The following is a 22,898-nucleotide window of genomic DNA, read 5'->3' as shown; positions in this document are numbered from 1 at the left end:
ACAGTGAAAATACTAGGTATAATAATGGGCCGATTCTATTAAAATTCTGTTTAATACTCTCAGGCACGGGTATGCCTTTAGTTTAAGCAGTTGAATTTTTATACTAATTATTACGCAACTGACCTGAGATTTGACCCAAAACAGCATTTGCTGCATCCAGAACATTTGAGCCAGGTCCGAAAATTTCCGCAACACCTGCATCTTTTAGCATCTGGTAGTCCTGCTCGGGGATAACGCCACCGCATACAACGATGATATCGTCGGCATCTCGATCCCTCAGCATTTGAATAAGCTCAGGGATGAGCGTTTTGTGACCAGCTGCAAGCGAAGATACACCTATCACATCGACTTTACTCGAAACTGCTTTATCGGCAATTTCCACCGGTGTTTCAAACATATCAGATAATTCAACATTAAAACCCATATCTGCAAATGCAGTTGAAATGATTTTGGCACCTCTGTCGTGACCATCCTGTCCCATTTTGGCAACGAGAATATGTGGTTGTTTATCGCGTTGAACCGTAATGTCTGAGATTTTCTGCTTAAGGTTTTCGTATTCTGGATCACCATCATAATCTGACTGGTAAACACCTGAAATAATCCGTGTCGTTGCCTTGTGACGTGAAAATGCATTTTCCATGGCATCTGAAATCTCGCCAAGCGACGCGCGCGCGCGGGCAGCTTCCACCGCAGCTTCAAGCAGATTGCCTGAACCTGATGCGGCCACTTGTTTTAGATTTTCAATGGCCGCGCCATGAGCCTTCTCATTGCGATGCGATTTCATTTTTTCAAGACGCGCGATCTGTGCTTTTCGAACCTTTGCATTATCAATATCAAGAATATCAATTGGTGCTTCATCATCCAAACGATATTTGTTTACGCCAACGATCACATCTTCGCCTTTATCAATGCGCGCCTGTCGCTTCGCGGCTGATTCTTCAATCCGCATTTTCGGCAATCCCTGCTCAACGGCTTTTGTCATTCCACCAAGCGATTCAACCTCTTCAATTAAGCGCCATGCTTCATCCGCGAGATCATTGGTGAGCGCTTCCACATAATATGAACCGCCAAGAGGATCGACCACATTTGTAATGCCAGTTTCATGCTGCAAAATTAATTGCGTATTTCTGGCAATTCGAGCGGAAAACTCTGTCGGAAGCGCAATCGCTTCATCAAAAGAATTGGTGTGGAGTGATTGGGTCCCGCCTAATGTTGCAGCCATCGCCTCAACTGTCGTGCGTACGATGTTGTTGTATGGATCCTGCTCGGTCAATGAAACGCCTGAGGTTTGGCAATGGGTACGCAGCATTTTAGAGCGATCAGCTTTCGCACCAAAATCCGTCATGATTTTCGCCCAAAGTTTTCGCGCGGCGCGAAGTTTAGACGCTTCCATGAAGATGTTCATGCCGATGCAGAAAAAGAAAGATAACCGGCCGGCAAAGGCATCGACATCAAGACCTTTTGCCATCGCAGCTCTGACATATTCCATTCCATCAGCGAGCGTATAAGCCAGCTCCTGTGCGAGCGTCGCACCCGCTTCTTGCATGTGATAGCCAGAGATAGAAATCGAATTGAATTTCGGCATTTCGCGCGCAGTGTAATCAATAATATCTGCGATAATGCGCATCGATGGTTCAGGCGGATAGATATAGGTGTTGCGCACCATAAATTCTTTCAGGATATCGTTTTGAATGGTTCCTGAAAGTTTGGCGCGATCTACCCCTTGCTCTTCACCTGCAACAATAAACATTGCCAACACTGGGATGACGGCACCATTCATTGTCATCGAAACCGACATCTCATCAAGCGGAATGCCGTCAAAGAGAATTTTCATATCTTCAACGCTGTCGATCGCAACACCGGCTTTACCCACATCACCGACAACACGTGGATGATCTGAATCATAACCTCGGTGTGTTGCAAGATCAAAAGCAACAGAAAGCCCTTTTTGGCCAGCTGCTAAGTTTTTACGATAAAATGCGTTACTTTCTTCTGCGGTTGAAAATCCGGCATATTGACGAATTGTCCAAGGACGACCCGCATACATTGTTGCCTTGATACCTCTGGTAAACGGCGCAAATCCCGGCATATCATTTTTTGCAGTTTCCGGGATATCATCACCGGTATAAACAGGTTTGACAACGATGTTCTCAGGCGTATGCCAATCCAAGGTTTCAGGGTCTTTGCCCTTCATTTCTTTGGTGGCAAGATCAAGCCAATCGCGTTTATTGCTCTCATGATCTGCCATCATTCAAACTCCATAATCACTGCGTCAACAGCGAGACTATCGCCAGTTTGCACTGGGATCTCCTTCACCTTGCCGGATTTCTCAGCTTTGAGGACATTTTCCATTTTCATCGCTTCGACGATTGCCAATGGCTGGCCTTCCTCAATGCTATCGCCAACTGAAACTTTAAGATCAATCACCAGTCCTGGCATTGGGCATAGCAGATATTTCGATGTATCTGCGGCTTCTTTGACTGGCATCAATGCTAAAAGTTCCGCCACACGAGGCGTTAGAACTTTCACGTCCAAATCAGCGCCTCTGGTGCGGATACGAAATCCGTCTGCGGTGCGATTTGTCTTCAAATAATAGTTCACACCTTGCGTGCTTTTATCTTCCGCAGAGCTGAACACCGTCAGCGTATCGCCGGGGGTATACGTGCAAAATATCTGTTGATCGGGGCCTTCATTGACGGAAATATCAAACGTGCCTTCGACCTTATCATCGCTGCGAGAAACTTGGACCGGTATCGGAGTTTCGCCGATCTGAACCACATACTCATATTCACCGTGATTGGTCGCGCCGAGATCGATACTTTGCAGTGCTTCACGACGTTCAGCTTCGACCAACATCATTGCAGCCGCACCTGATGCAATTGAATTAAGCTCGCCTTCCGTTAGCTCCACACCTTTAAAGCCTTCTGGATATTCCTCGGCAATAAAGGCGGTTGTGATATTGCCTGAGCGGAAGCGATCATGCCCCATCACCGCTGATAGGAACGGCAGGTTATGGCCGATGCCTTCAAGCTCAAACATATCAAGCGCTTCGCACATTGTTTGGATCGCATCATCGCGCGTTTCACCCCATGTGCACAACTTGGCGATCATCGGATCGTAATACATCGAGATCTCGCCGCCTTCATAAACACCGGTATCATTGCGAATGATATTACCATCACCAATGTCACCTTCAGCCGGCGGGCGGTAGCGCGTTAAACGACCAATTGATGGCAGGAATTTACGATAAGGATCTTCCGCATAAAGGCGGCTTTCCATAGCCCAGCCATTCAATTGAATATCATCTTGGGCAAGCGATAATTTTTCACCTGCAGCCACATTGATCATTTGCTCTACAAGATCAACATTCGTGATCAACTCGGTGACAGGATGCTCCACCTGCAAACGGGTATTCATTTCCAGAAAATAAAAGTTTCTGTTTTTATCAACGATAAATTCAACAGTACCAGCGCTGGTATAGCCCACAGCTTGTGCAAGCGCACAGGCTTGCTCACCCATGGCTGTACGTGTTGCTTCATCCAAAAACGGGCTAGGGGCTTCTTCGATAACTTTTTGATTGCGGCGCTGGATCGAACATTCACGCTCACCTAAATAAATGCAATTGCCATGCGTATCTGCAAGCACCTGAATTTCAATATGGCGCGGTTCTTCAACGAACTTTTCAATGAAAATACGATCATCACCAAACGAGCTTGCAGCTTCAGATTTTGAGCGTTCAAAACCTTCACGTGCTTCATCATCATTCCAAGCAATACGCATGCCTTTACCACCACCACCGGCGGAGGCTTTGATCATCACGGGATAGCCGATTTCGCTTGAAATTTTAACCGCATGTTCTGCGTCATCAATCAAACCCATATGGCCCGGCACAGTGGAAACACCTGCGTCATCGGCGATCTTTTTGGAGGTGATCTTATCCCCCATTTTTTCAATCGCACCCTGAGGTGGGCCAACAAAAACGATACCTTCTTGCTTTAAGCGCTCGGCAAATTCTGCCCGCTCAGATAAAAAGCCATATCCAGGATGCACAGCATTAGCGCCAGTTTGTTTACAAGCATCAATAATTTTATCGATGATCAAGTAACTTTCAGCCGCAGGTGCTGCACCAATATGTACAGCTTCATCTGCCATGGAGGTATGCAGCGCGTTTTTATCTGCATCGGAATAAACCGCGACGGTTGCTATTCCCATTTTCTTTGCTGATTTAAATACACGGCAGGCAATTTCGCCGCGATTGGCAACGAGGATTTTCGTGATCATCTGTAATTGTCCTCTTCAAAACTTTCTGGGAAACTTGCGCGGGCAACAGGCTCATTAATCACCAGCATGGCTTCATAATCTTGCGGATCAAAATTATCGTCGGCTGGTAGAACTTCGCGCATAAACAATGTGCCCAATCGACCGGCATCTAAATTGCCGCGCTCAAAGGGTTCATTGCCAAAGGCCTTCCATAAACAGGCAAGAAAATTGGTGTCCGCTTCGGTTAGAATTTTCTTGCGATCTGGATGCCGTTCGCGTTTTTCGATCTTCGTTGCAACAGGTGCTGCACGACGAATGGTAAACTGAAAATCAGTCCCAGGCAGACGTGATGGGAAACCGCGATGTTTAAGCATATAAGGTAGTTTAGGCATTAGTCTCTCAATCCATCAAAACATGTTATTCCATCGGTAGCGAATGCTCTTCTGAAAAATCTACCAGCCTTGATTCCCAGGATGCCTGTACCTAACTTTATCGTTACAGCGATAAAGTTAGGTTGTTCATTTCTGCCTGAGAATGACTTAATGTGTCTGACTTGATGTGGGGCCCATGTCTGGCAAAGGATGGACATATCCCTTTGCATAATTTCGCCACCAAGACCGTCTTCGGGGAGGTCATCTATTTCAAACACTAGGTCATAACCAAATCCCCAATTAGAGTGGGTCAGTATACCCGTATCCACAAGCTGATAGTTTGGTGCTTTTGCGATTGCCAAACTGCAAGTAAGACTTGATATAAATAATGCAGTCAATGAGGATCGGTAGATTAGCAGGGGTCGCTTCATTTATCTGTTTTCCCCTATAGCGGCATGTTGTCATGCTTTTTATAAGGCTCATTGGCGTCCTTATTTTTCAGCATTTCAAATGCGCGGGCTACGCGACGGCGTGTGTTGCGCGGCATGATCACTTCATCCACGAACCCGCGTTGAGCGGCGATAAATGGATTAGCAAAGCGATCCTCATATTCTTTGGTGCGCGCTGCGATTTTGTCTGGATCACCAAGCTCGGAGCGATACAAAATTTCGGTCGCGCCTTTCGCACCCATCACCGCAATTTCAGCTGTTGGCCAAGCGTAATTCACATCAGCGCGAATGTGTTTAGACGCCATCACATCATAAGCGCCGCCATAGGCTTTACGGGTAATGACGGTTACCATTGGAACGGTCGCCTGCGCATAGGCAAATAATAGTTTTGCACCATGTTTGATGATGCCACCATATTCCTGGCTGACACCCGGTAAGAAGCCCGGCACATCAACAAATGTGAGAAGCGGAATGTTAAAGGCGTTACAGAAACGGATGAAACGAGCAGCTTTTTTCGATGAATCAATATCCAAGCAACCAGCAAGCACCATCGGTTGGTTAGCGATCACGCCAATGCTTTCGCCATTAATGCGGACAAAGCCGGTCAGAATATTGCCGGCAAAATCCTTTTGCAGCTCATAGAAATTGCCTTCATCAGCAACTTTCTCAATCACCTCACGCATATCATAAGGCATATTTGGGTTTTCAGGCACCAAGGTATCAAGTGATTCTTCAGCGCGCTCAATCTCATCCGGGGTTGGAAGTGTTGGCGCATTCGCTCGGTTCGATAGAGGAAGAAAATCATAGAATTCTCTGATTTGCAGCAGCGCTTCGACATCATTGTCGAATGCGCCATCTGCGACGGAGGATTTCTTTGTATGGGTGGACGCGCCACCTAATTCTTCAGCAGTGACAATTTCATTTGTCACGGTTTTCACCACATCAGGGCCGGTCACAAACATGTAGCTTGTGTCTTTGACCATGAAGATGAAATCGGTCATGGCAGGGGAATAAACCGCGCCACCTGCGCAAGGTCCCATAATGACGGAAATTTGCGGAACAACACCAGAAGCTTGCGCATTGCGCCAAAATACTTCGGCATAACCACCAAGGGATGCCACACCTTCTTGAATACGCGCACCACCTGAATCGCAAAGGCCGATTACCGGCACGCCATTTTGCATGGCAAGATCCATGATCTTACAGATCTTCTCAGCATGGGTTTCAGATAACGATCCGCCGAAAACTGTAAAATCTTGCGCATATAGATAAACAGGGCGACCATTAATCGTACCCCAGCCTGTGACAACACCATCCCCAGGCGGTTGGCTTTCGCCCATGCCGAAATCAGTGCAACGGTGGGTTTTATACATATCGTATTCTTCAAACGAGCCTTCATCAAGAAGTACATCGATACGTTCGCGGGCTGTTAATTTGCCCTTTTTATGTTGCGCATCAATACGGCGCTGGCCACCGCCAAGCCTTGCTTCTTCACGGCGTTTTTCAAGTTCATCAAGTATATGCTGCATATCAACCCCTTTGTTAACCTACGCTTATAAAGCACTTTCCGTGAAAAATAAGACTTGAAAATGCAACATAGTCAGTTTAGCAAATATTGCATATTTAAATTTGCAAAGTTGTAAATATGCGTGGACGTAAACTATTCGTTGGCCGAAATATCAAAGCTATTCGTGAAGAGAATAAGCTGACGCAGGCAAGTTTTGCCGATCAATTGGGTATTTCAACAAGCTATCTCAATCAGATTGAAAATAATCAGCGCCATCTAACGGCAACGGTATTGCTTGCGCTTGCTGAAAAATTTGCCGTTGATATCACCACATTGTCGGAAGATGACAGTGACCGTTTGTTGGCGGACATGGCCGAAGCACTCGCCGATCCGCTATTTGGCGGGGAGGCACCGAGCGTGCAGGATCTAAAACTCGTTTCACAAAACGCGCCTGCAGTCGCCAAAGCTTTTTTATCGATGCATCAGGCACTTCGGCATGCTGGCGAACAATTAGCAGAACTGGACGACACTTTAGAACGTAGCGGCGCGCTCACTGATCCGACACCTTATGAAGAAGTGCGCGATTTCTTCCATTACTTAGATAATTATGTTCATGATCTGGATGTACTTGCCGAAAAGCTCTCAAGTAGCTTTGATCATCGTGGTCAGAAAAATTTACGTGCGTTTGCCGATCATATTGAGCGCAAACACCGTGTTCATGTGTCTTTGTCAAATGATGATGTTACCGACCGCATGATTAGGTCTTATGATGAAAGCGCCCGGATACTACGCCTTAATAGCCAGGCCAATCACGCAACAAACACGTTTCAGATCGCTCATCAAATTGCGTTGTTGGAACATAAGACGGTCATGGATGATATCATCGCTCAGGCTGAATTTAGATCAGAAGATGCGCGTGATATTTGCCGCATTGGATTGGCGAATTATTTCGCTGGTGCTGCGACGCTGCCATACGGAGCATTTTTAGAAACGGCGCGCGAATATCGCCATGACCTTGAAATGCTCGCGGATTATTTTGGAGCAAGTTTAGAGCAAGTCGCGCATCGGTTAAGCACGTTACAAAGGTCCGGCGCGAAAGGTATCCCATTCTTTTTTGCGCGCCTTGATCAAGCTGGAAACATTACCAAACGTCATAGTGCAACAAAACTTCAATTTGCCAGATTTGGTTCGGCTTGCCCGCTGTGGAATGCGCACCGCGCCTTTGAAACACCCGATCAAATATTGCGCCAACTTGCTGAAACACCCGATGGGGTGCGATATTTATGTTTATCAACCGCTGTGACAAAACGCAGTGGTGGGTTTCGCAAACCCGTGCAACGTCACGCTTTGGCGTTGGGTTGCGAGATTATTCATGCAGGTGATCTGGTTTATGCAGATGATTTGGATATCAATCGCGATACAGCCTTTGAACCCATTGGGATTTCGTGTCGTATTTGCGATCGATCAGATTGTCACCAGCGAGCTGTTCCACCGCTCAAGCGAAAATTGGAAATCGATCCGAATAAGCGTCGAACAATACCCTACGGGTTTTGATAAAAGACGTTTTAAGTCTTTTTCAGCTTCTTCCACGAATTATTTTGCGCGATCATGCGTTTAAGATATGTCACATTTGCTTCTGCTTGTTGGCTGGAAAGCTCGTTGCGTGCCACACGTTCAGCTTCTTCAAATCTGCCTTGCAGACCTATGACAAGTGCAAGGTTCTGGCGCACACGGCTATCAGCGGTGGGTTGGTTGGATGCATTGCGCAAATATGTTTCGGCCGTACGTAAATCACCAGCAAGAAGATATGACATGCCGATATTAGACAATATTGATGGCTCGTTTGGTCTACGATCCAGTGCTTCGCGATATTTACGGCGGGCTTCTACTGTTTGCCCCAATTGATCAAGAATTGCACCTTCCGCTGATAAAAGCTTCCAATCCGGCTGATCCGGTGTTTGAGCACGGCGGATAGTGGTTAACGCTTGTTCCAAATGACCTGCACTGGCAAGTGATTTACCGTAGGCTGCCAAAACAGTGCGATCCTCAGGATTATGGATAGCGGCTTGTTGCATAACCGCCAGCGATTGTTTGCTTTGCCCGTTCATTTGCAAAATAGACGCGTATTGCATAGCCGTTGCCGCATCTTTTGGGTTTTTTGAATATCGTGCGCCAACCGTATTGGCCGCAGTACCCAATTCACTTGCATTCATTTGTGATAGTGGTTTGTTAAAACTAGAGACCGAACCTGTTGTAATGCTGCCCTTAGATGCACAGCCCGTAACACCGATGGCAATCACTGAAATTGCTAACAAACGGTTTAACTTACCATACATAGATCTTGTATCTGCAAGGTTTGTCATATCGGGCTCCAATACACCATATCGGTGCTAAATCTTTGGTTTGAAGAGGAATTGCAATTAGTTTGCGTGTCCTATTCGATGCGTTATAAATAATCTGTTAACCCTAACGGATGGTTAACAACTGATTCTTGATCAGCACCTGTTTGATTTTTAGTGAGGACTTTTATGACTGCATTTTTGCTCGAAAACCGCGTATTACCTTTTTCAACGGATAATGAAGATGCAAAGCCAATTTGGGCGGTTACAATAGAGCAGTTTGAAGGGGAAGATCTGCCGCCATACGTAAAGAAGTGGGCTGTTTCGGCGGGCTTTGATGCGAAGTCGGGTAGTTTCCTGCTAATACCTGGCGAAGACGGCGAGCTCGCAGGTGCATTGCTCGGTTTAGGAGATAACCCAGACGACAATCCTTTTGTCAGTGGGAAATTGGCGAAATCTCTTCCGGAAGGGAATTGGCAATTGGCAGGTCCGAGCGCTGCTATGGAAAAATTACTTTTAGGCTTCGGCATGGGGGCTTACCAGTTCTCATATTATAAAAAGTCATCCAAGCAAAAGCCTAACCTTGTTCAGGATAGCTCAGTTGATTCTGTTGATTTACAGAGACAGCTGTCTGGCGTTTATCTCGCTCGAGACCTCATTAACATTCCAACCAATGATATGGGGCCAGAAGCGCTGGAGCGTGTATTTAGAACGCTTGCTAATCATTACCATGCTGATGTGAACGTAACTTTGGGGGATGAATTACTGGAGCAAAACTTCCCGCTCATCCACACAGTGGGAAGAGCCTCTGCAGAAGCGCCGCGTTTACTTGAAATGAAATGGGGCAAGCCTTCAGATCCGAAAATCACCTTGGTCGGTAAAGGTGTATGTTTTGACACGGGCGGGCTGAATATCAAGCCGGGTTCTGCCATGAGCCTTATGAAAAAAGACATGGGTGGTGCCGCCAATGTGTTGGCTCTGGCACTTATGATCATGGACGCCAATTTGTCGGTAAATCTTCGGGTTTTAATCCCAGCCGTTGAAAACTCAATCTCAGCAAGCGCATTCCGCCCTAGTGATATTCTCATTAGTCGAAAAGGTCTAAGCATCCAGATTGATAATACCGATGCCGAAGGCCGTTTGGTGCTCGCTGATGCTCTGGCGCTTGCATCTGAAGAAAAACCCGAACTAATGATCGATATGGCAACGTTAACGGGCGCCGCACGCGTTGCACTTGGTCCTGATTTACCACCATTTTATACAGATGATGAAACACTCGCGAGCGAGATATATAGCGCAAGTGAAAGCGAAACAGATCATGTATGGCGCATGCCACTTTATAAAGGGTATGAGGCCGATGTGACGACAAAGATCACAGATCTAACCAATGCGCCCTCTGGAGGGTTTGCCGGTTCAATCACCGCTGCATTGTTTTTGAAGCGATTTGTGGATGCAGATATTCCCTGGGTGCATTTCGATATTTATGGCTGGAATCCTAAAGAGCGTGCCCATGCTCCTGTGGGTGGAGAAGCGCAAGCCATTCGTTCGCTCTATCGTGTATTAAAAGACAGATACCCCGCGCTATAGGTGGTATTTACAAACGCGTGGCAACCATAGTATAGATAACGCATCCGAAACGAACAAAGGTTATACGGATGTCTATACAGATGCGTCCTTACCAAGCTCTCGCACTCTGGCATTCGGTGGCCAGCGAACAAGTTCGCAAAGAAGGGCCGGATTTAACCCTTCGTCAAATGGCAATCCTGCTTGAAATTTATCTGCAACCACCTCCGCACACGGTTCGTGGGTTAGCTAAGACATTGAACGTGACAAAACCCGTGATCACTCGGGCGCTTGATACTATGGGTAGTCTGGGTTTTGTAAAGCGTGTGCGTGATGAAAGAGACCGCAGAAATGTTATTATCAAGCGGACGGTGGAAGGGGCGCTTTTTGTTGAAAAGCTCGGCGATTTGATCATTGAGCAAGGACGCAATGTTGAGCGCTAAAAGGCAATAATATGAGTGACGAATTGGATAAAAGACTTCACGCCTATCGTGCTGATCTTGCGGATGCGCGTTTGGAAGGCAAGGTAAATGCTGTTCGATTTGTCAAAGGTGAACTAGGCACCATCCGTGTTCCATCTATCACCTTGCGGTCCGCGCCAGACAGAGAGTTAGGCGTTGAAACGGAAGCGTTATTTGGCGAAGAAATTTATATATATGAAAAGGCTGATGGCTGGGCTTGGATCCAATTGTTAAAAGATAGCTATGTTGGTTATGTCCCCATTGATGCAGTCGTTGAGGGATTTAAGAAAATCTCTCATATTGTCGATCATCCTCGCACTTTTTTATACCCAGAAGCTGATATGAAAAAACGCCCGTTAGCCTGTCTCTCGATGGGTTCTCGCCTTGATATCGTCGATGAAACAGAAGGCAATGGTATTCGCTTTTTATTGACCCGTGATGGTGAGGCGATTGTCGAGCGACATTGCCGCCATTTTAAAGCCTTTAGCGGGCCAGATTTTGTCAATCATGCAGGTCGTTTGCTGGAAACACCTTATCGTTGGGGCGGTGCATCTGCATTCGGAATAGATTGTTCAGGGCTGGTACAATTGACAATGTTCATGGCTGGGAACTATGTAAAACGAGATTCAGACATGCAAGCAGCATCCATTGGTGAAGTTCTTGACCCGGGTGAGGATTTCAGCGGGCTGCAACGTGGTGATTTAATCTTCTGGAAGGGACATGTAGCTATCGCAGAAGATAGCCAAACTATCATCCACGCTAACGGCTTTTCCATGAGTGTATCGCGTGAACCATTAAAACAAGCTGTTCAGCGCATTGAGCCGCTATACGGTTTGCCAACTTTATGCCGTCGCCCTTAATAACCGCGCTTTAAATCAACTAAATCAACCAATTCTTTGCCAGCTTCAAAGTTCTCAATCTGCTCAATGATTTTCGAGAGCAAGGCATCGGGATCAGAATCAGCGGCAATATGCGGTGTTACGGTCACGTTAGACATTTTCCAAAATGGATGATCTGATGCAAGCGGTTCTTTTTGAAATACATCCAAACTCGCGCCAGACATTGTGCCGGTTGTGATCGCTTCAACAATGTCATCTTCGTTTTGTAGCGCGCCACGTCCCGCATTAATCAGATATGGCGCGCCTAAAGGACCTGATGGTTTAAAATGTGAAAAGAGTTTTTTATCCAAAATATTCTCAGTTTCACGCGTATGCGGCAGCAGACAAACGACAATGTCGAGTTCATTTAGGAAGTTGGGTAGGTTTTCGCGACCAGCATAACAAGTAACATTTTCTATTTGCTTCTGCGATTGTGACCAGCCAGATAAGTCAAAACCAATATTATTAAGTTTTAAAGCTGCATCGCGTCCCAATTCACCCAAGCCCAAAATGCCAACTTTGATTTGGTTCGCCGCCGGTTGATAGCCGATATCATTCCAGTGATTATCGCGTTGATTTTGCCGATAAAACGAACCGTGACGATGATGATCAAGCACTTGCCAAATGACAAATTCGCTCATGCGGGCGGTCAAATTTCCAGAGATCGCCCGGACGATAGGAAGATCGGGGATATCTTTGTCTGATAAGATATGATCAACGCCTGCGCCTAGCGAAAATAAAACCTTCAAATTAGGCAGGCTTTTAAGTTGCCCATGCGGGTGTTTCCACAAAAATGCATATTCAACAGATGGATGCGGTTGGGTGTAAACTTCCCGATCTGGCGCGAGTGCTTTAATGCGAGAAACCCATTCGTCTTCGTTAAATGTAGTGCTGGAAAAGAGAATTGCACCCTTTGATGATTGATTACTCATTCACACTTAAATCACTTGTCGCTTTGATTTCAAAAGCGGCTGACATCAGCGCTTTTGTGTAATCGGTTTGTGGAGCATCAAATATCTGCTCAGATGGGCCGTGTTCCACGACCTTGCCGAGCTGCATCACCATCACATCATTAGCCAACGCACGGACAACTTTCAAATCGTGGCTGATGAACAAATACGCCAGATCATAGCGTTTTTGTAAATCGCGCAGGAGATCAACAACTTGCGCCTGAACGCTCATATCTAGCGCCGATGTCGGTTCGTCCAACATGACAAATTTCGGTTTAAGCACCATCGCACGCGCAATCGCGATGCGTTGTCTTTGACCACCTGAAAATTCATGCGGGTAGCGCCATCTTAAATCAGGGCTAAGTCCCACTTCTTCGAGTGCGTTGACCACTCTCTTGTCTCGTTCTTCAGTTGACAGCTGCGGTTCATGAATAGCAAGCCCTTCGCCAATGATTTGTGCGATAGACATGCGCGGGCTAAGCGAACCATAGGGGTCTTGGAATACGATTTGCATTTCGTTACGAAGCGCGCGCATTTGTTTAAACGAATAGCTATCGATATCCTTGCCAATATAGGCGATTTTACCCTGCGATGAGATCATACGCGATAGCGCCAGACCCAAAGTAGTTTTCCCCGAACCGGATTCGCCAACCACACCGAGTGTGTGTCCTGCTCGCAGAACCAAATCAATGCCATCTACCGCTTTGACGTGATCCGTTGTTTTGCGCAAAAATCCAGTTTTAATTGGGAACCAGACTTTGACATCTTTGCCTTCAAGCACAATAGGTGCACTTGGATAGCTTTTGGGTGGTGCGCCTTTGGGTTCAGCCGCCAAAAGATGCTTGGTATATTCATGCTGCGGGTTTTCAAATATCTCTTCGACCGGGCCCGTTTCAACAATTTCCCCGTTGGTCATTACGCACACACGATCAGCAATCCTACGAACAATACCTAAATCATGTGTGATGAATAACATCGACATGCCATGTTGTTTTTTAAGATCTGCTAGCAGCTCAAGAATTTGCGCTTGTACGGTCACATCTAGCGCTGTTGTCGGTTCATCGGCAATTAAAAGCTCGGGCCTGTTGGCGAGCGCCATCGCAATCATCACTCGCTGTCTCTGTCCACCGGACAATTCATGCGGATAGGCGCTAAGGCGTTGCTCAGCATTACGAATGCCAACTTGCTGAAGAAGCTTCAAAACACCGTTTTGTGCCTCCTTAGGATCTAACATCTGGTGCAGATGAAGTATTTCCGCGATTTGCCGCTCAATGGTGTGCAGCGGATTGAGCGATGTCATAGGCTCTTGGAAAATCATTGTGATGTCATTGCCACGTACCGCGCGCAATTCGCGCTCGCTGGCTTGCATCAGATCTTGTCCCTTAAATAAAATCTCGCCACTCGGATGGCTCGCTGCAGGATAGGATAATAGTTTAAGCACAGAAAGTGCCGAAACAGATTTCCCTGAACCAGATTCGCCTACTAGTGCAATGGTTTCACCTTTGTGAATATCAAATGAGACGTTTCTTGCCGCATGGGTTACGCGTCCAGATTGGGTGAAGTCCACCGATAAATTGCGGACCTGAAGTAGTTTTTCAGCGCCACTCATTTGAAGGTCTTTCTTGGATCAAATGCGTCGCGGGTGGCTTCCCCAATGAAGATCAACAACGAGAGCATCAGCGAAATGACGATAAAGGCGGTTAACCCAAGCCATGGCGCCCCCAGATTACGCTTTCCTTGTGCGATTAGTTCGCCCAATGAAGGAGAACCAGGTGGGAGGCCAAAGCCCAAAAAGTCCAACGATGTTAATGTGGTGATTGAACCTGATAAAATGAATGGCAAGAATGTGAGAGTGGCAACCATTGCATTTGGTAACAGATGCCGGAACATGATGGTGGCGTTACCCACACCAAGGGCGCGCGCAGCGTTAACATATTCAAAATTCCTTGCGCGTAGGAATTCAGCGCGCACGATGCCAACAAATGATACCCAGGAAAAGAGCAACATAATAAAGAGCAATATCCAGAACCCCGGTGGCAGCACAGCTGCGATAATCAAGAGAATGTAAAGCACCGGCATGGACGACCAGATCTCAATAAACCGTTGCATAATCAAATCAGTCCAGCCGCCAAAATATCCCTGAACAGCACCGGCTGCTATGCCAATGACAGCGGAAAAAATCGTAAGGATTAATCCAAATAGCACCGAAATTCGGAAACCATAGATCAACCGAGCCATAACGTCCCTTGCCTGATCATCAGTGCCGAGCCAGTTGAGATTGCCCCAATTACAATCAACATCTTCACCCTGATTAGGATAGGCAGAACACGCCAAACCCTCTTCCATTGACCAAAATGGCGCGGTTGGTGCGGAATGCGGAATAAACGAATTGGCTGTATCAAAAGAATAGCGAATAGGAGGCCAAATCATCCAGCCATTGGCGTTGATTTCTTCTGCGATAAATGGATCGCGATAATCGGTTTGCGCTAAAAATCCACCGAATTTTTCTTCTGGATAGTCCACCAAAACAGGGACCAATAACTCGTCTTTATATGAGGCGATAATTGGCTTGTCATTGGCAACGAATTCAGCGGCTAGGCTCAACACAAACAGAACAAGAAAAACCCAAAGCGACCAATAACCACGTCGATTGGCTTTAAAATTCTGCCATCTTCGTTGATTAATCGGCGATAAAAAAGATCGCTTCGGCATCGTGTGATCGTGGTTTTGAACTTGTGACATGTCCATCAGACATCCCTCCGTTCAAAATCGATGCGCGGGTCAACCCAAGTATAAACCAGATCAGATAACAGACCCACCAAGAGCCCCATTAGCGAGAAAATATAAAGCGTTGCAAAGACAACTGGATAATCGCGCTTTACGATGCTTTCAAAACCAAGCCGTCCCAATCCATCAAGCGAGAAAATTGTCTCAATCAGCAGTGAACCGGAGAAAAACGCTGTGATAAATGCACCTGGAAACCCCGCAATGATAATCAGCATCGCGTTGCGGAACACGTGCTTATAAAGCACTTGACGTTCAGCTAAGCCTTTGGCGCGCGCGCTGACCACATATTGCTTGCCAATTTCATCGATAAATGAGTTTTTAGTGAGCAAAGTTGTTGTCGCAAAAGCAGCCAATGAAAGCGCAATAAGCGGCAAGGCTAGATGCCAGAAGTAATCGATGATCTTCTCAAACCAATTGAGCTCGTCAAAATTTTCTGACACCAATCCTCGTAACGGGAACCAATCTAAAAATGAGCCGCCAGCAAAAACAACGATCAGCAAAATACCAAACAAGAAGCCCGGAACTGCATAGGCGACAATAATGATCCCTGACGTCCAGACATCAAAGCGCGATCCGTCGCTCACAGCTTTTTTTATCCCCAGCGGTATGGAGATGATGTAGGAGAGAATTAATATCCAGAAGCCAAGTGAGATCGAGACGGGCATTTTTTCAACGATGAGATCAATAACAGTAATGTCTCTAAAATAGCTCTCACCAAAATCAAAACGAACATAGTTCCAAAGCATAATCCCAAAGCGTTGCAGCGCGGGTTTATCAAAACCAAATTGCTTTTCAAGCTGCGCGATAAATTCAGGGTCCAAACCTTGTGCACCACGATATTTGGCAGAGAACTCGCCATCTAATCCTTCATCCGCACCCAGATTATCGCCACCACCAGTCAAACGTTCTGTTGTGGAATCGCCTTGACCAGTGAGTTCGGCGATGACCTGTTCAACCGGCCCGCCGGGTGCAAATTGCACGACAGCAAATGAAATCGCCATAATACCAAGGATGGTAGGAATAATAAGCAAAATGCGTCTGAGGATATATGCTCCCATTAGCACATAGTCCTATTTGTTTTGGACGACCTTTTATCCCCGTAACCCAAAAGGGTCAGATGTCGAATGATTATTGATTCGCTCATAAGCAATTTGGAATCTGAAAAGGCCTAGAAAGCAAGCCTAATTCGCCGATTTTGACCACCAAACATCTGGAAAACCTATAGAATAGGTAGGTAATTCCTCCGGATGGGAAAATCTATCCCAATATGCGATGCGCGATGCACGCAATGTATAAGTTGGCACGATGAAGTTGTTGGCCAATAAAACACGGTCCATGGCTTTGGTCGCAGCGATGAGTTCATCGCGATTTTCAGAAAAGATGATTTTATTTATTAGTTTGTCGATCCCAGAATCTGAAACGCCCATATAGTTTTGCGAACCATTTTGATCCACCGAGCGAGACCCCCAATAACTATGTTGTTCATTGCCTGGACGCAGGCTTTGCGCCCAGCCTGAATAAATTACATCGTAATCGCGCGATCGAATCCGATTTGTATATTGTGATTGATCAACAACACGAACACTTGCATCAATACCAATCTTTTTAAGTGCTTGGGCATAAGGAAGCGCGACTTTTTCGATAATGGGTGATCCGAGTAAAAGTTCAATTGTCAGCTGCTCGTTGGTCTCTTTGTTGATGAGTTTACCTGACTGGATCACATAACCTGCTTCCTGAAGAAGCTTCACGGCTTCGCGTAAATTGCCGCGCGATTTCTGCGGTGTACCGCCGATCGGATTGGCGTATTCCGTGGTAAAAACGCTTTCAGGAACTTCGCCGCGTAATTCTTCTAAAATTTCAAGCTCACGTCCTGTAGGTAGTCCAGATGAAGCAAGTTCTGAGCCAAAGAAATAGCTGTTGATGCGCTGATACGCTCCGAAGAATAGCGTGCGATTTTGCTCTTCAAAATCATAGGCGAGATTAAGCGCTTTACGAACTTTCATGTCTTGGAACTTTTCTCGACGTAAATTTGGCATAAAGCCAATCATCACGCCTGAGCTTCGATAAGCATTTGGCAATACTTCACGTTTGACCTTGCCGTCGTTAAATGCGGGGAAATCATATCCCGTTGCCCAGCGTTTGGCTTCATTTTCGGACCAAAAGTCAATCTCATCGGCTTTAAAGGCCTCAAACATCACATTTCGATCTGCAAAATAGTTATATTTGATTTTATCAATGTTATATCGCCCGATATTGACGTTTAGGTTCTCGCCCCAATAATTATCAACACGCTCGTAGGTGATGCTCGAACCAGGATTAACATCCGAAATGCGATAAGGACCTGAACCCAAAGGCGCTTCAAGTGTAGTTGCCGAAATATCGCGTTGTTTGCCGTCTTTACCGGTACCTTCCCACCAATGCTTTGGCATCACCATTAACTGACCAACAATTTGCGGCAATTCCTGATTGCCCACTTCGTCAAATGTAAATGTCACTTCAAGCGGGCCGGTTTTCTCCGCTTTCTCGACATGTTTGTAATAGTTTTCCCGCTGAGGATCATATTTGATGAAGCTCTCATAAGAGAAGATCACATCTTCAGGCGTAACCGGCATGCCATCGTGCCATTTGGCTTCGGGGCGTAATTTATAAGTCACCGAGGAATAATCTTCAGGGTACCAAAACTCTTCTGCAAGCAATCCATATTCAGATGAAATCTCATCCTCAGAAGTCGTTAAAAGAGTTTCAAAAAGCCATTGGCTACGTGCGACGGGGTCCAATCCTGCACCTAGATCACCTTTTGCCAAGGCGGGATTAAGTGTGTCAAAGGTAATTGATGCCGCTAAATTTAACTCACCGCCTTTTGGCGCATTTGGATTTACATAATCGAAATGGGTGAAATCTTTCGGGTATTTTAATTCGCCTACCGCGGATGCTCCATGTCGCCAGATTTTGTCTTCTGCAATTGCTATCTGTGCGCTTGTGATTAAGCTGAGAGAAATAAGAGCTGTTTTTGTCAGGCGATTGAGCATCTAAGTCTACCTTTTTATTGCGAATTTCCAGATACAGGATAAGCTGAAACCAAACAAAAAGTCACATGAATTTTTTGTCATATTGGAGGTATCGTATGGATTTGGAAAACTGGCATGGCGAAGTTTTAAACTTTTGGTTCAATGAATTAACGCCCAAGCAATGGTTCGTCTCAAGTCCAGAGGGCGATGAACTGATCAAAACTCGATTTAAGGATTGGGTTCTTAAACTTGCTGATCATCTGCCTGAAGATACAAAATCATCCGCTGATAAGTCGCTCGCCGCAATCCTATGTTTTGACCAGTTTACCCGCAATATTTTCCGAAGCCAGGCGCAAGCGTTTTCCTTTGATCATTTGGCTTTGTCGTTATCTCAGCACATCATTGAGATGGGTTGGGATAAAGAAATGGATAATCCGCACAAGCAATTTACCTATATGCCGCTTATGCATTCAGAGGATATAAATATTCAAAAACAATCGCTTGTGGTGTTTAGAGCTTTTGATGATGACATATTCAAATTTGCGCAGGATCACCACGACATTATAGAGAAATATGGACGTTACCCGCATCGCAATGAATGTCTTGGGCGTCAAAGTACGCCTGAAGAGCTTGAATATCTCAAAGATGCGCAACGGTTTGGCCAATAACAGGTTTTAGCTAGCAGTTTCAGGCAACAAAAAAACCGGCGAACAATTAAGTCGGCCGGTTTTAAAAATCGTTAAATCTGAAAATCAGATTTCAATTAACGCCTATTCTGGAAGCGCTACTGGGTTGCCAGAGAATGTACGCATGTAAGCGATTAGGTTCGCGCGATCTTTCTCTTTTTTCAATCCAGCAAAGCCCATTGCAGTTCCTTTGATATATGCTTTTGGCTTCAGGAAGAACTTGTTTAGGTTCTCATAATCCCAAGTTGTTCCACCAGCTGCGTATTCAGTCATCGCAGCTGAATAGCCAAAGCCATCTTTAGCGCCAACCGGATGGCCAACAATGTCCCAAAGACCAGGACCAACTTTGTTTGCGCCACCATCTTCAATTGTGTGACATGCAGCACATTTCTTAAATACTTTTTCACCAGCGCCAATATCAGCACTTGCCAATAGTGGTCCGATATCTGGAATAACTTCTTCTTCAGCAGCGCCACCAGCAGGTGCGCTTCCTTCCGCAACTTCGATGACAAAGCCTTCTTGCTCAGGAACATCTGAGTGGTAGAGCGCCTCTGACAAAAAACTAATTGTTAACACTACGAACACTGTGCCCAAAAAGGCGCTAGAGATCATGTTAAAATAAGAGGAATTCATACGTTTTGCTCCGCTTCCTATGCTTGTGCCCTACGATTCGGGCGGACCAATTTTCGCGGAACCTATTTGTTTTATGCGCATCTTGCAATACTGATTCGACGCTTAATGCTGAGACTTTTTGACACCTTTGCGATTTTTTATCGATTCATGGGAATTCGAACTTAGATTGGGCGCAATTCCACCGATAGAAATCGTTGACTTGGCTTTTGACGGTGTTAAAACCTCCGTAAACACACAGATCGGTATTACAAACATGGCAAATCCAACAAATCGTATTTCTTTCCAAGGTGAATTTGGTGCAAATTCTGATATGGCTTGTCGGGATATGTTTCCAGATATGGAACCATTGCCGTGTCCAACATTTGAAGATGCGTTTAATGCGCTGGTATCGGAAAAAGCCGATCTTGCGATGATCCCGATTGAAAATACGATCGCGGGGCGTGTTGCTGACATTCATCACCTCTTGCCAGAGTCTAATCTGCATATCATTGGCGAATATTTTATGCCGATCCGCTTTCAGTTAATGGTGCTGCCTGGCACAAAAAAGGAAGATATTAAGACGGTGCACAGTCATGTACATGCTATTGGTCAGTGCCGGAACATAGTGCGCGAAAACGGCTGGCGCGCAATTGTTGCTGGCGATACTGCAGGTGCCGCACGCCAGGTTTCGGAAGCTGGTGACAAATCCATGGCGGCGCTTTCACCAAGGCTGGCCGCTGATCTTTATGGTCTTGAGATCATGGAAGAGGATGTGGAAGATCACGAGAATAACATCACACGTTTTGTGGTTCTATCGCGTGAAGCCACATCTCCTAAACGCAATGATGATGATGAGATCTGGGTTACAACATTTGTGTTCAGAGTACGCAACTTGCCGGCTGCTCTATATAAATGCATGGGCGGATTTGCAACCAACGGCATCAACATGACCAAGCTTGAATCTTATCAGATTGGCGGCACATTTGTAGCAACTCAGTTTTATGCCGATATACAAGGTCATCCAGAAGATATCGCGGTAAAGCGTGCGCTATCAGAATTGGATTACTTCTCAGAATATGTAAATATTCTAGGTGTTTACAAAGGGCATCCCAGCAGAACTTAAAGAGGATAATTGCGGTTGGCTTTACCGCCAGTCGAGCCAGTCCTGCAACAAACGGTGCGCAATTGCGCCCTTGGGTGGAGATAATCTGTCCTCGCCTTCGCTATGTTGTAATCGATGTGCGACTTCTTCTCGCGAAAACCATCGACAATCATCTAGTTCTTCTGTGTCATAACTAATTTCGGTTGTCAGAGCTTCTGCAATACATCCAATCATCAACGTATGAGGCATTGGCCAAGGTTGGCTGGCGTGATAACGAACGCGGCCAATCTTAAGCCCAGATTCTTCAAGAGTTTCGCGGCGTACAGCATCTTCAATTGTTTCACCCGGTTCAACAAAACCTGCAAGCGTTGAATACATTTGCGTTGCAAAATGCGGGCTGCGGCCCATCAAGCACTGATCGCCTTTTTCATCAATGATCAGCATGATCACGACGGGATCAGTGCGCGGAAAATGCGGACGCTCGCATGATGTACATTGGCGATTATAACCACCCGCTTTTGGCATGGTTTTCGCGCCACATTTGCCGCAAAATATTGCCGAGCTAATCCAGGCATTAATGCTTGCTGCTTGCGCAAGTTGCCCCAATAAATCACCTTCAAGCAGATTGTCCGCATAAATGCTGCGCGGATTTAACATTTGCAAACCATCAGCTAGCTCGTCTTCTTCTAGACGAATTGAAACTGAAACCCTTGCATCGCCATTATCTGTCCAACCGATAATCGCAGCATTTTCAAAATCTGGTTCAAATGGCTCAATATCACTCAATGTGAGGATCGTTTGGCCATTTTTCACCAACGCATTGCCCTGCGCGAATGCAAAATAGCGCGTGTTGTCTGACTTTAGTGCCTCTTGCAATTCGCCTTCATTGCGATGTTCTGATCTTCTATCAAGCGTGTTGATGGAAAAAGCTGTCAATTGACTGGGTTCGTCATGGGGGGAAGCAGTATCGAAAATTGAAGCGGACATAAGGACCTTAGGAAAATTTAATTAGCAAGTTGGGGCAATCTATACACGTTCGCGAGATCAGAAAACACCTTTATGCTATCAACCATATAAAAATAGTCTCTTGCAATTTGCGTCACAAAAGACGATATAGACCTTGGGAGGTTGGTGGTGGACGAGCCACTCGCCAACCGGGTCAGGTCCGGAAGGAAGCAGCCCTAACGAGATCCGGCACGGGTCATCGTGCCAGCCTCCTACTTATTCTTCCGCTAATTCTCGTTTTTGATTTTGTTGTCATCGCAAAACCTGCATGGCATGATCGCATTATGCCTATTGTATCGCCGCATGATTCGAACCCATTAATTGACGGACGCCAGTCAGATCGCGCCATGACCATTCGTCGTGGGGTGCAAAGATTGTTGCGTGATCACAGGTTTTCGATGTTGCCAGAGCTGACTTTGGTATCAGGCCGCAGAACCGATATCATTGCCGTTGGTGAAAAAGGTGAGATCTGGATCGTCGAGATCAAATCATCAATTGAAGATTTTCGTGTCGATAATAAATGGCCGGAATATCGTGATTTTTGCGACCGCTTATTTTTCGCAACGCTTCAAGACGTGCCTCAGGAAATTTTCCCTGAAGATTGCGGTTTTATTCTGGCCGATGGTTTTGGTGGACATGTCTTGCGTGAAGCGCCTGAACACAAATTATCAGGCGCACGTCGTAAAGCTTTGATGCTTAGATTTGCCCGCGCTGCGGCAGATCGCCTGCTGGCAGCTGAACTTGCTGCAAATCCCTAGTGAAAAAGAATTCGTTATTTCACTACGAAATTCAGCAAAGCAGACATGATCTTTAGGCTTTGTAAATTCCGCTCTTGGCCCGGAGCGGACATTACACAGATAAACAGGATTGCGCCTATCGTAGCTAAACCCGTCATGCCATAGGGTATTGGTCCGGACCAT

19 protein-coding genes and 1 other RNA gene are annotated in these 22,898 nt (G+C 46.0%); 8 read left to right on the top strand and 12 right to left on the bottom strand.

Annotated features, from left to right (window positions below; all coding sequences use genetic code 11):
• Positions 1–103 precede the first annotated feature (103 nt).
• The 4 genes from scpA to ACZ1GZ_RS03395 all read right to left on the bottom strand — a co-directional run bounded on the left by scpA (position 104) and on the right by ACZ1GZ_RS03395 (position 6,609).
• A complete protein-coding gene (gene scpA, locus ACZ1GZ_RS03410; RefSeq protein ID WP_472668222.1) occupies positions 104–2,248 on the bottom strand; it encodes a methylmalonyl-CoA mutase in 2,145 nt (714 codons plus the stop codon).
• Positions 2,248–4,281 carry an acetyl-CoA carboxylase biotin carboxylase subunit gene (locus ACZ1GZ_RS03405; RefSeq protein WP_472667023.1) on the bottom strand — a complete coding sequence of 678 codons (2,034 nt, stop codon included), beginning with the start codon at positions 4,279–4,281 and terminating at the stop codon, positions 2,248–2,250. The genes scpA and ACZ1GZ_RS03405 overlap by 1 nt, the downstream gene beginning before the upstream one ends.
• The gene (locus ACZ1GZ_RS03400) at positions 4,278–4,652 is read right to left on the bottom strand and encodes a hypothetical protein (protein ID WP_472667022.1); all 375 of its coding nucleotides are present in this window, start codon (positions 4,650–4,652) and stop codon (positions 4,278–4,280) included. The genes ACZ1GZ_RS03405 and ACZ1GZ_RS03400 overlap by 4 nt, the downstream gene beginning before the upstream one ends.
• A gap of 424 nt (positions 4,653–5,076) precedes the next feature.
• Complete coding sequence (locus ACZ1GZ_RS03395; RefSeq protein WP_472667021.1) at positions 5,077–6,609, bottom strand: acyl-CoA carboxylase subunit beta; 1,533 nt, start codon at positions 6,607–6,609, stop codon at positions 5,077–5,079.
• A gap of 116 nt (positions 6,610–6,725) precedes the next feature.
• On the opposite strand from ACZ1GZ_RS03395, the gene ACZ1GZ_RS03390 reads away from it, so the two are divergent.
• Positions 6,726–8,141, top strand: coding sequence for a helix-turn-helix domain-containing protein (locus ACZ1GZ_RS03390; protein ID WP_472667020.1), 1,416 nt, complete (start codon positions 6,726–6,728; stop codon positions 8,139–8,141).
• Positions 8,142–8,152: 11 nt separating this feature from the next.
• Here the strand turns inward: ACZ1GZ_RS03390 and ACZ1GZ_RS03385 are convergent, their stop codons facing one another.
• On the bottom strand, positions 8,153–8,950 hold the full coding sequence (locus tag ACZ1GZ_RS03385) for a tetratricopeptide repeat protein (protein WP_472667019.1): 798 nt from the start codon (positions 8,948–8,950) through the stop codon (positions 8,153–8,155).
• A gap of 165 nt (positions 8,951–9,115) precedes the next feature.
• Between ACZ1GZ_RS03385 and ACZ1GZ_RS03380 the strand changes: the two genes are divergently transcribed.
• The 3 genes from ACZ1GZ_RS03380 to ACZ1GZ_RS03370 all read left to right on the top strand — a co-directional run bounded on the left by ACZ1GZ_RS03380 (position 9,116) and on the right by ACZ1GZ_RS03370 (position 11,810).
• Complete coding sequence (locus ACZ1GZ_RS03380; RefSeq protein WP_472667018.1) at positions 9,116–10,513, top strand: leucyl aminopeptidase family protein; 1,398 nt, start codon at positions 9,116–9,118, stop codon at positions 10,511–10,513.
• Between the two features lie 68 nt (positions 10,514–10,581).
• A complete protein-coding gene (locus ACZ1GZ_RS03375; protein ID WP_472667017.1) occupies positions 10,582–10,932 on the top strand; it encodes a MarR family transcriptional regulator in 351 nt (116 codons plus the stop codon).
• 11 nt (positions 10,933–10,943) lie between these two features.
• Complete coding sequence (locus ACZ1GZ_RS03370; protein ID WP_472667016.1) at positions 10,944–11,810, top strand: C40 family peptidase; 867 nt, start codon at positions 10,944–10,946, stop codon at positions 11,808–11,810.
• Here ACZ1GZ_RS03370 and ACZ1GZ_RS03365 read toward each other — a convergent pair.
• From ACZ1GZ_RS03365 to ACZ1GZ_RS03345, 5 genes are all read right to left on the bottom strand, one after another.
• Positions 11,807–12,760, bottom strand: coding sequence for a 2-hydroxyacid dehydrogenase (locus tag ACZ1GZ_RS03365; RefSeq protein WP_472667015.1), 954 nt, complete (start codon positions 12,758–12,760; stop codon positions 11,807–11,809). The two genes, ACZ1GZ_RS03370 and ACZ1GZ_RS03365, sit on opposite strands and share 4 nt — an antisense overlap.
• Entirely contained in the window at positions 12,753–14,387 is a 1,635-nt protein-coding gene (locus ACZ1GZ_RS03360; protein WP_472667014.1) for an ABC transporter ATP-binding protein, read from the bottom strand. The genes ACZ1GZ_RS03365 and ACZ1GZ_RS03360 overlap by 8 nt, the downstream gene beginning before the upstream one ends.
• A complete protein-coding gene (locus tag ACZ1GZ_RS03355) occupies positions 14,384–15,520 on the bottom strand; it encodes an ABC transporter permease (protein ID WP_472668221.1) in 1,137 nt (378 codons plus the stop codon). The genes ACZ1GZ_RS03360 and ACZ1GZ_RS03355 overlap by 4 nt, the downstream gene beginning before the upstream one ends.
• A gap of 5 nt (positions 15,521–15,525) precedes the next feature.
• Complete coding sequence (locus ACZ1GZ_RS03350; protein WP_472667013.1) at positions 15,526–16,623, bottom strand: microcin C ABC transporter permease YejB; 1,098 nt, start codon at positions 16,621–16,623, stop codon at positions 15,526–15,528.
• Positions 16,624–16,746: 123 nt separating this feature from the next.
• Positions 16,747–18,594: an extracellular solute-binding protein gene (locus ACZ1GZ_RS03345; RefSeq protein WP_472667012.1), complete on the bottom strand. Its 1,848-nt coding sequence runs from the start codon at positions 18,592–18,594 to the stop codon at positions 16,747–16,749.
• A 95-nt stretch (positions 18,595–18,689) separates the two neighbouring features.
• Here ACZ1GZ_RS03345 and ACZ1GZ_RS03340 point away from each other — a divergent pair, with 95 nt between their 5' ends.
• Positions 18,690–19,241, top strand: coding sequence for a DUF924 family protein (locus tag ACZ1GZ_RS03340; RefSeq protein WP_472667010.1), 552 nt, complete (start codon positions 18,690–18,692; stop codon positions 19,239–19,241).
• 102 nt (positions 19,242–19,343) lie between these two features.
• Here the strand turns inward: ACZ1GZ_RS03340 and ACZ1GZ_RS03335 are convergent, their stop codons facing one another.
• Positions 19,344–19,892: a c-type cytochrome gene (locus ACZ1GZ_RS03335; protein WP_472667008.1), complete on the bottom strand. Its 549-nt coding sequence runs from the start codon at positions 19,890–19,892 to the stop codon at positions 19,344–19,346.
• 253 nt (positions 19,893–20,145) lie between these two features.
• Here ACZ1GZ_RS03335 and ACZ1GZ_RS03330 point away from each other — a divergent pair, with 253 nt between their 5' ends.
• Positions 20,146–20,994: a prephenate dehydratase gene (locus ACZ1GZ_RS03330; protein ID WP_472668220.1), complete on the top strand. Its 849-nt coding sequence runs from the start codon at positions 20,146–20,148 to the stop codon at positions 20,992–20,994.
• A gap of 21 nt (positions 20,995–21,015) precedes the next feature.
• Here ACZ1GZ_RS03330 and nudC read toward each other — a convergent pair whose 3' ends face one another.
• Positions 21,016–21,960: an NAD(+) diphosphatase gene (gene nudC, locus ACZ1GZ_RS03325; RefSeq protein ID WP_472667007.1), complete on the bottom strand. Its 945-nt coding sequence runs from the start codon at positions 21,958–21,960 to the stop codon at positions 21,016–21,018.
• A gap of 136 nt (positions 21,961–22,096) precedes the next feature.
• Between nudC and ffs the strand changes: the two genes are divergently transcribed.
• Both ffs and ACZ1GZ_RS03315 read left to right on the top strand, forming a co-directional pair.
• Positions 22,097–22,194: signal recognition particle sRNA small type (gene ffs, locus ACZ1GZ_RS03320), an RNA gene on the top strand.
• Positions 22,195–22,262: 68 nt separating this feature from the next.
• Positions 22,263–22,736, top strand: coding sequence for an MmcB family DNA repair protein (locus tag ACZ1GZ_RS03315; RefSeq protein WP_472667006.1), 474 nt, complete (start codon positions 22,263–22,265; stop codon positions 22,734–22,736).
• The last annotated feature ends 162 nt before the right edge of the window (positions 22,737–22,898 follow it).

Source organism: Lentilitoribacter sp. JB5-8 (assembly GCF_055693385.1).
Note: the sequence above shows the minus strand (reverse complement) of the source record. Positions and strands in the feature narration are given on the sequence as shown.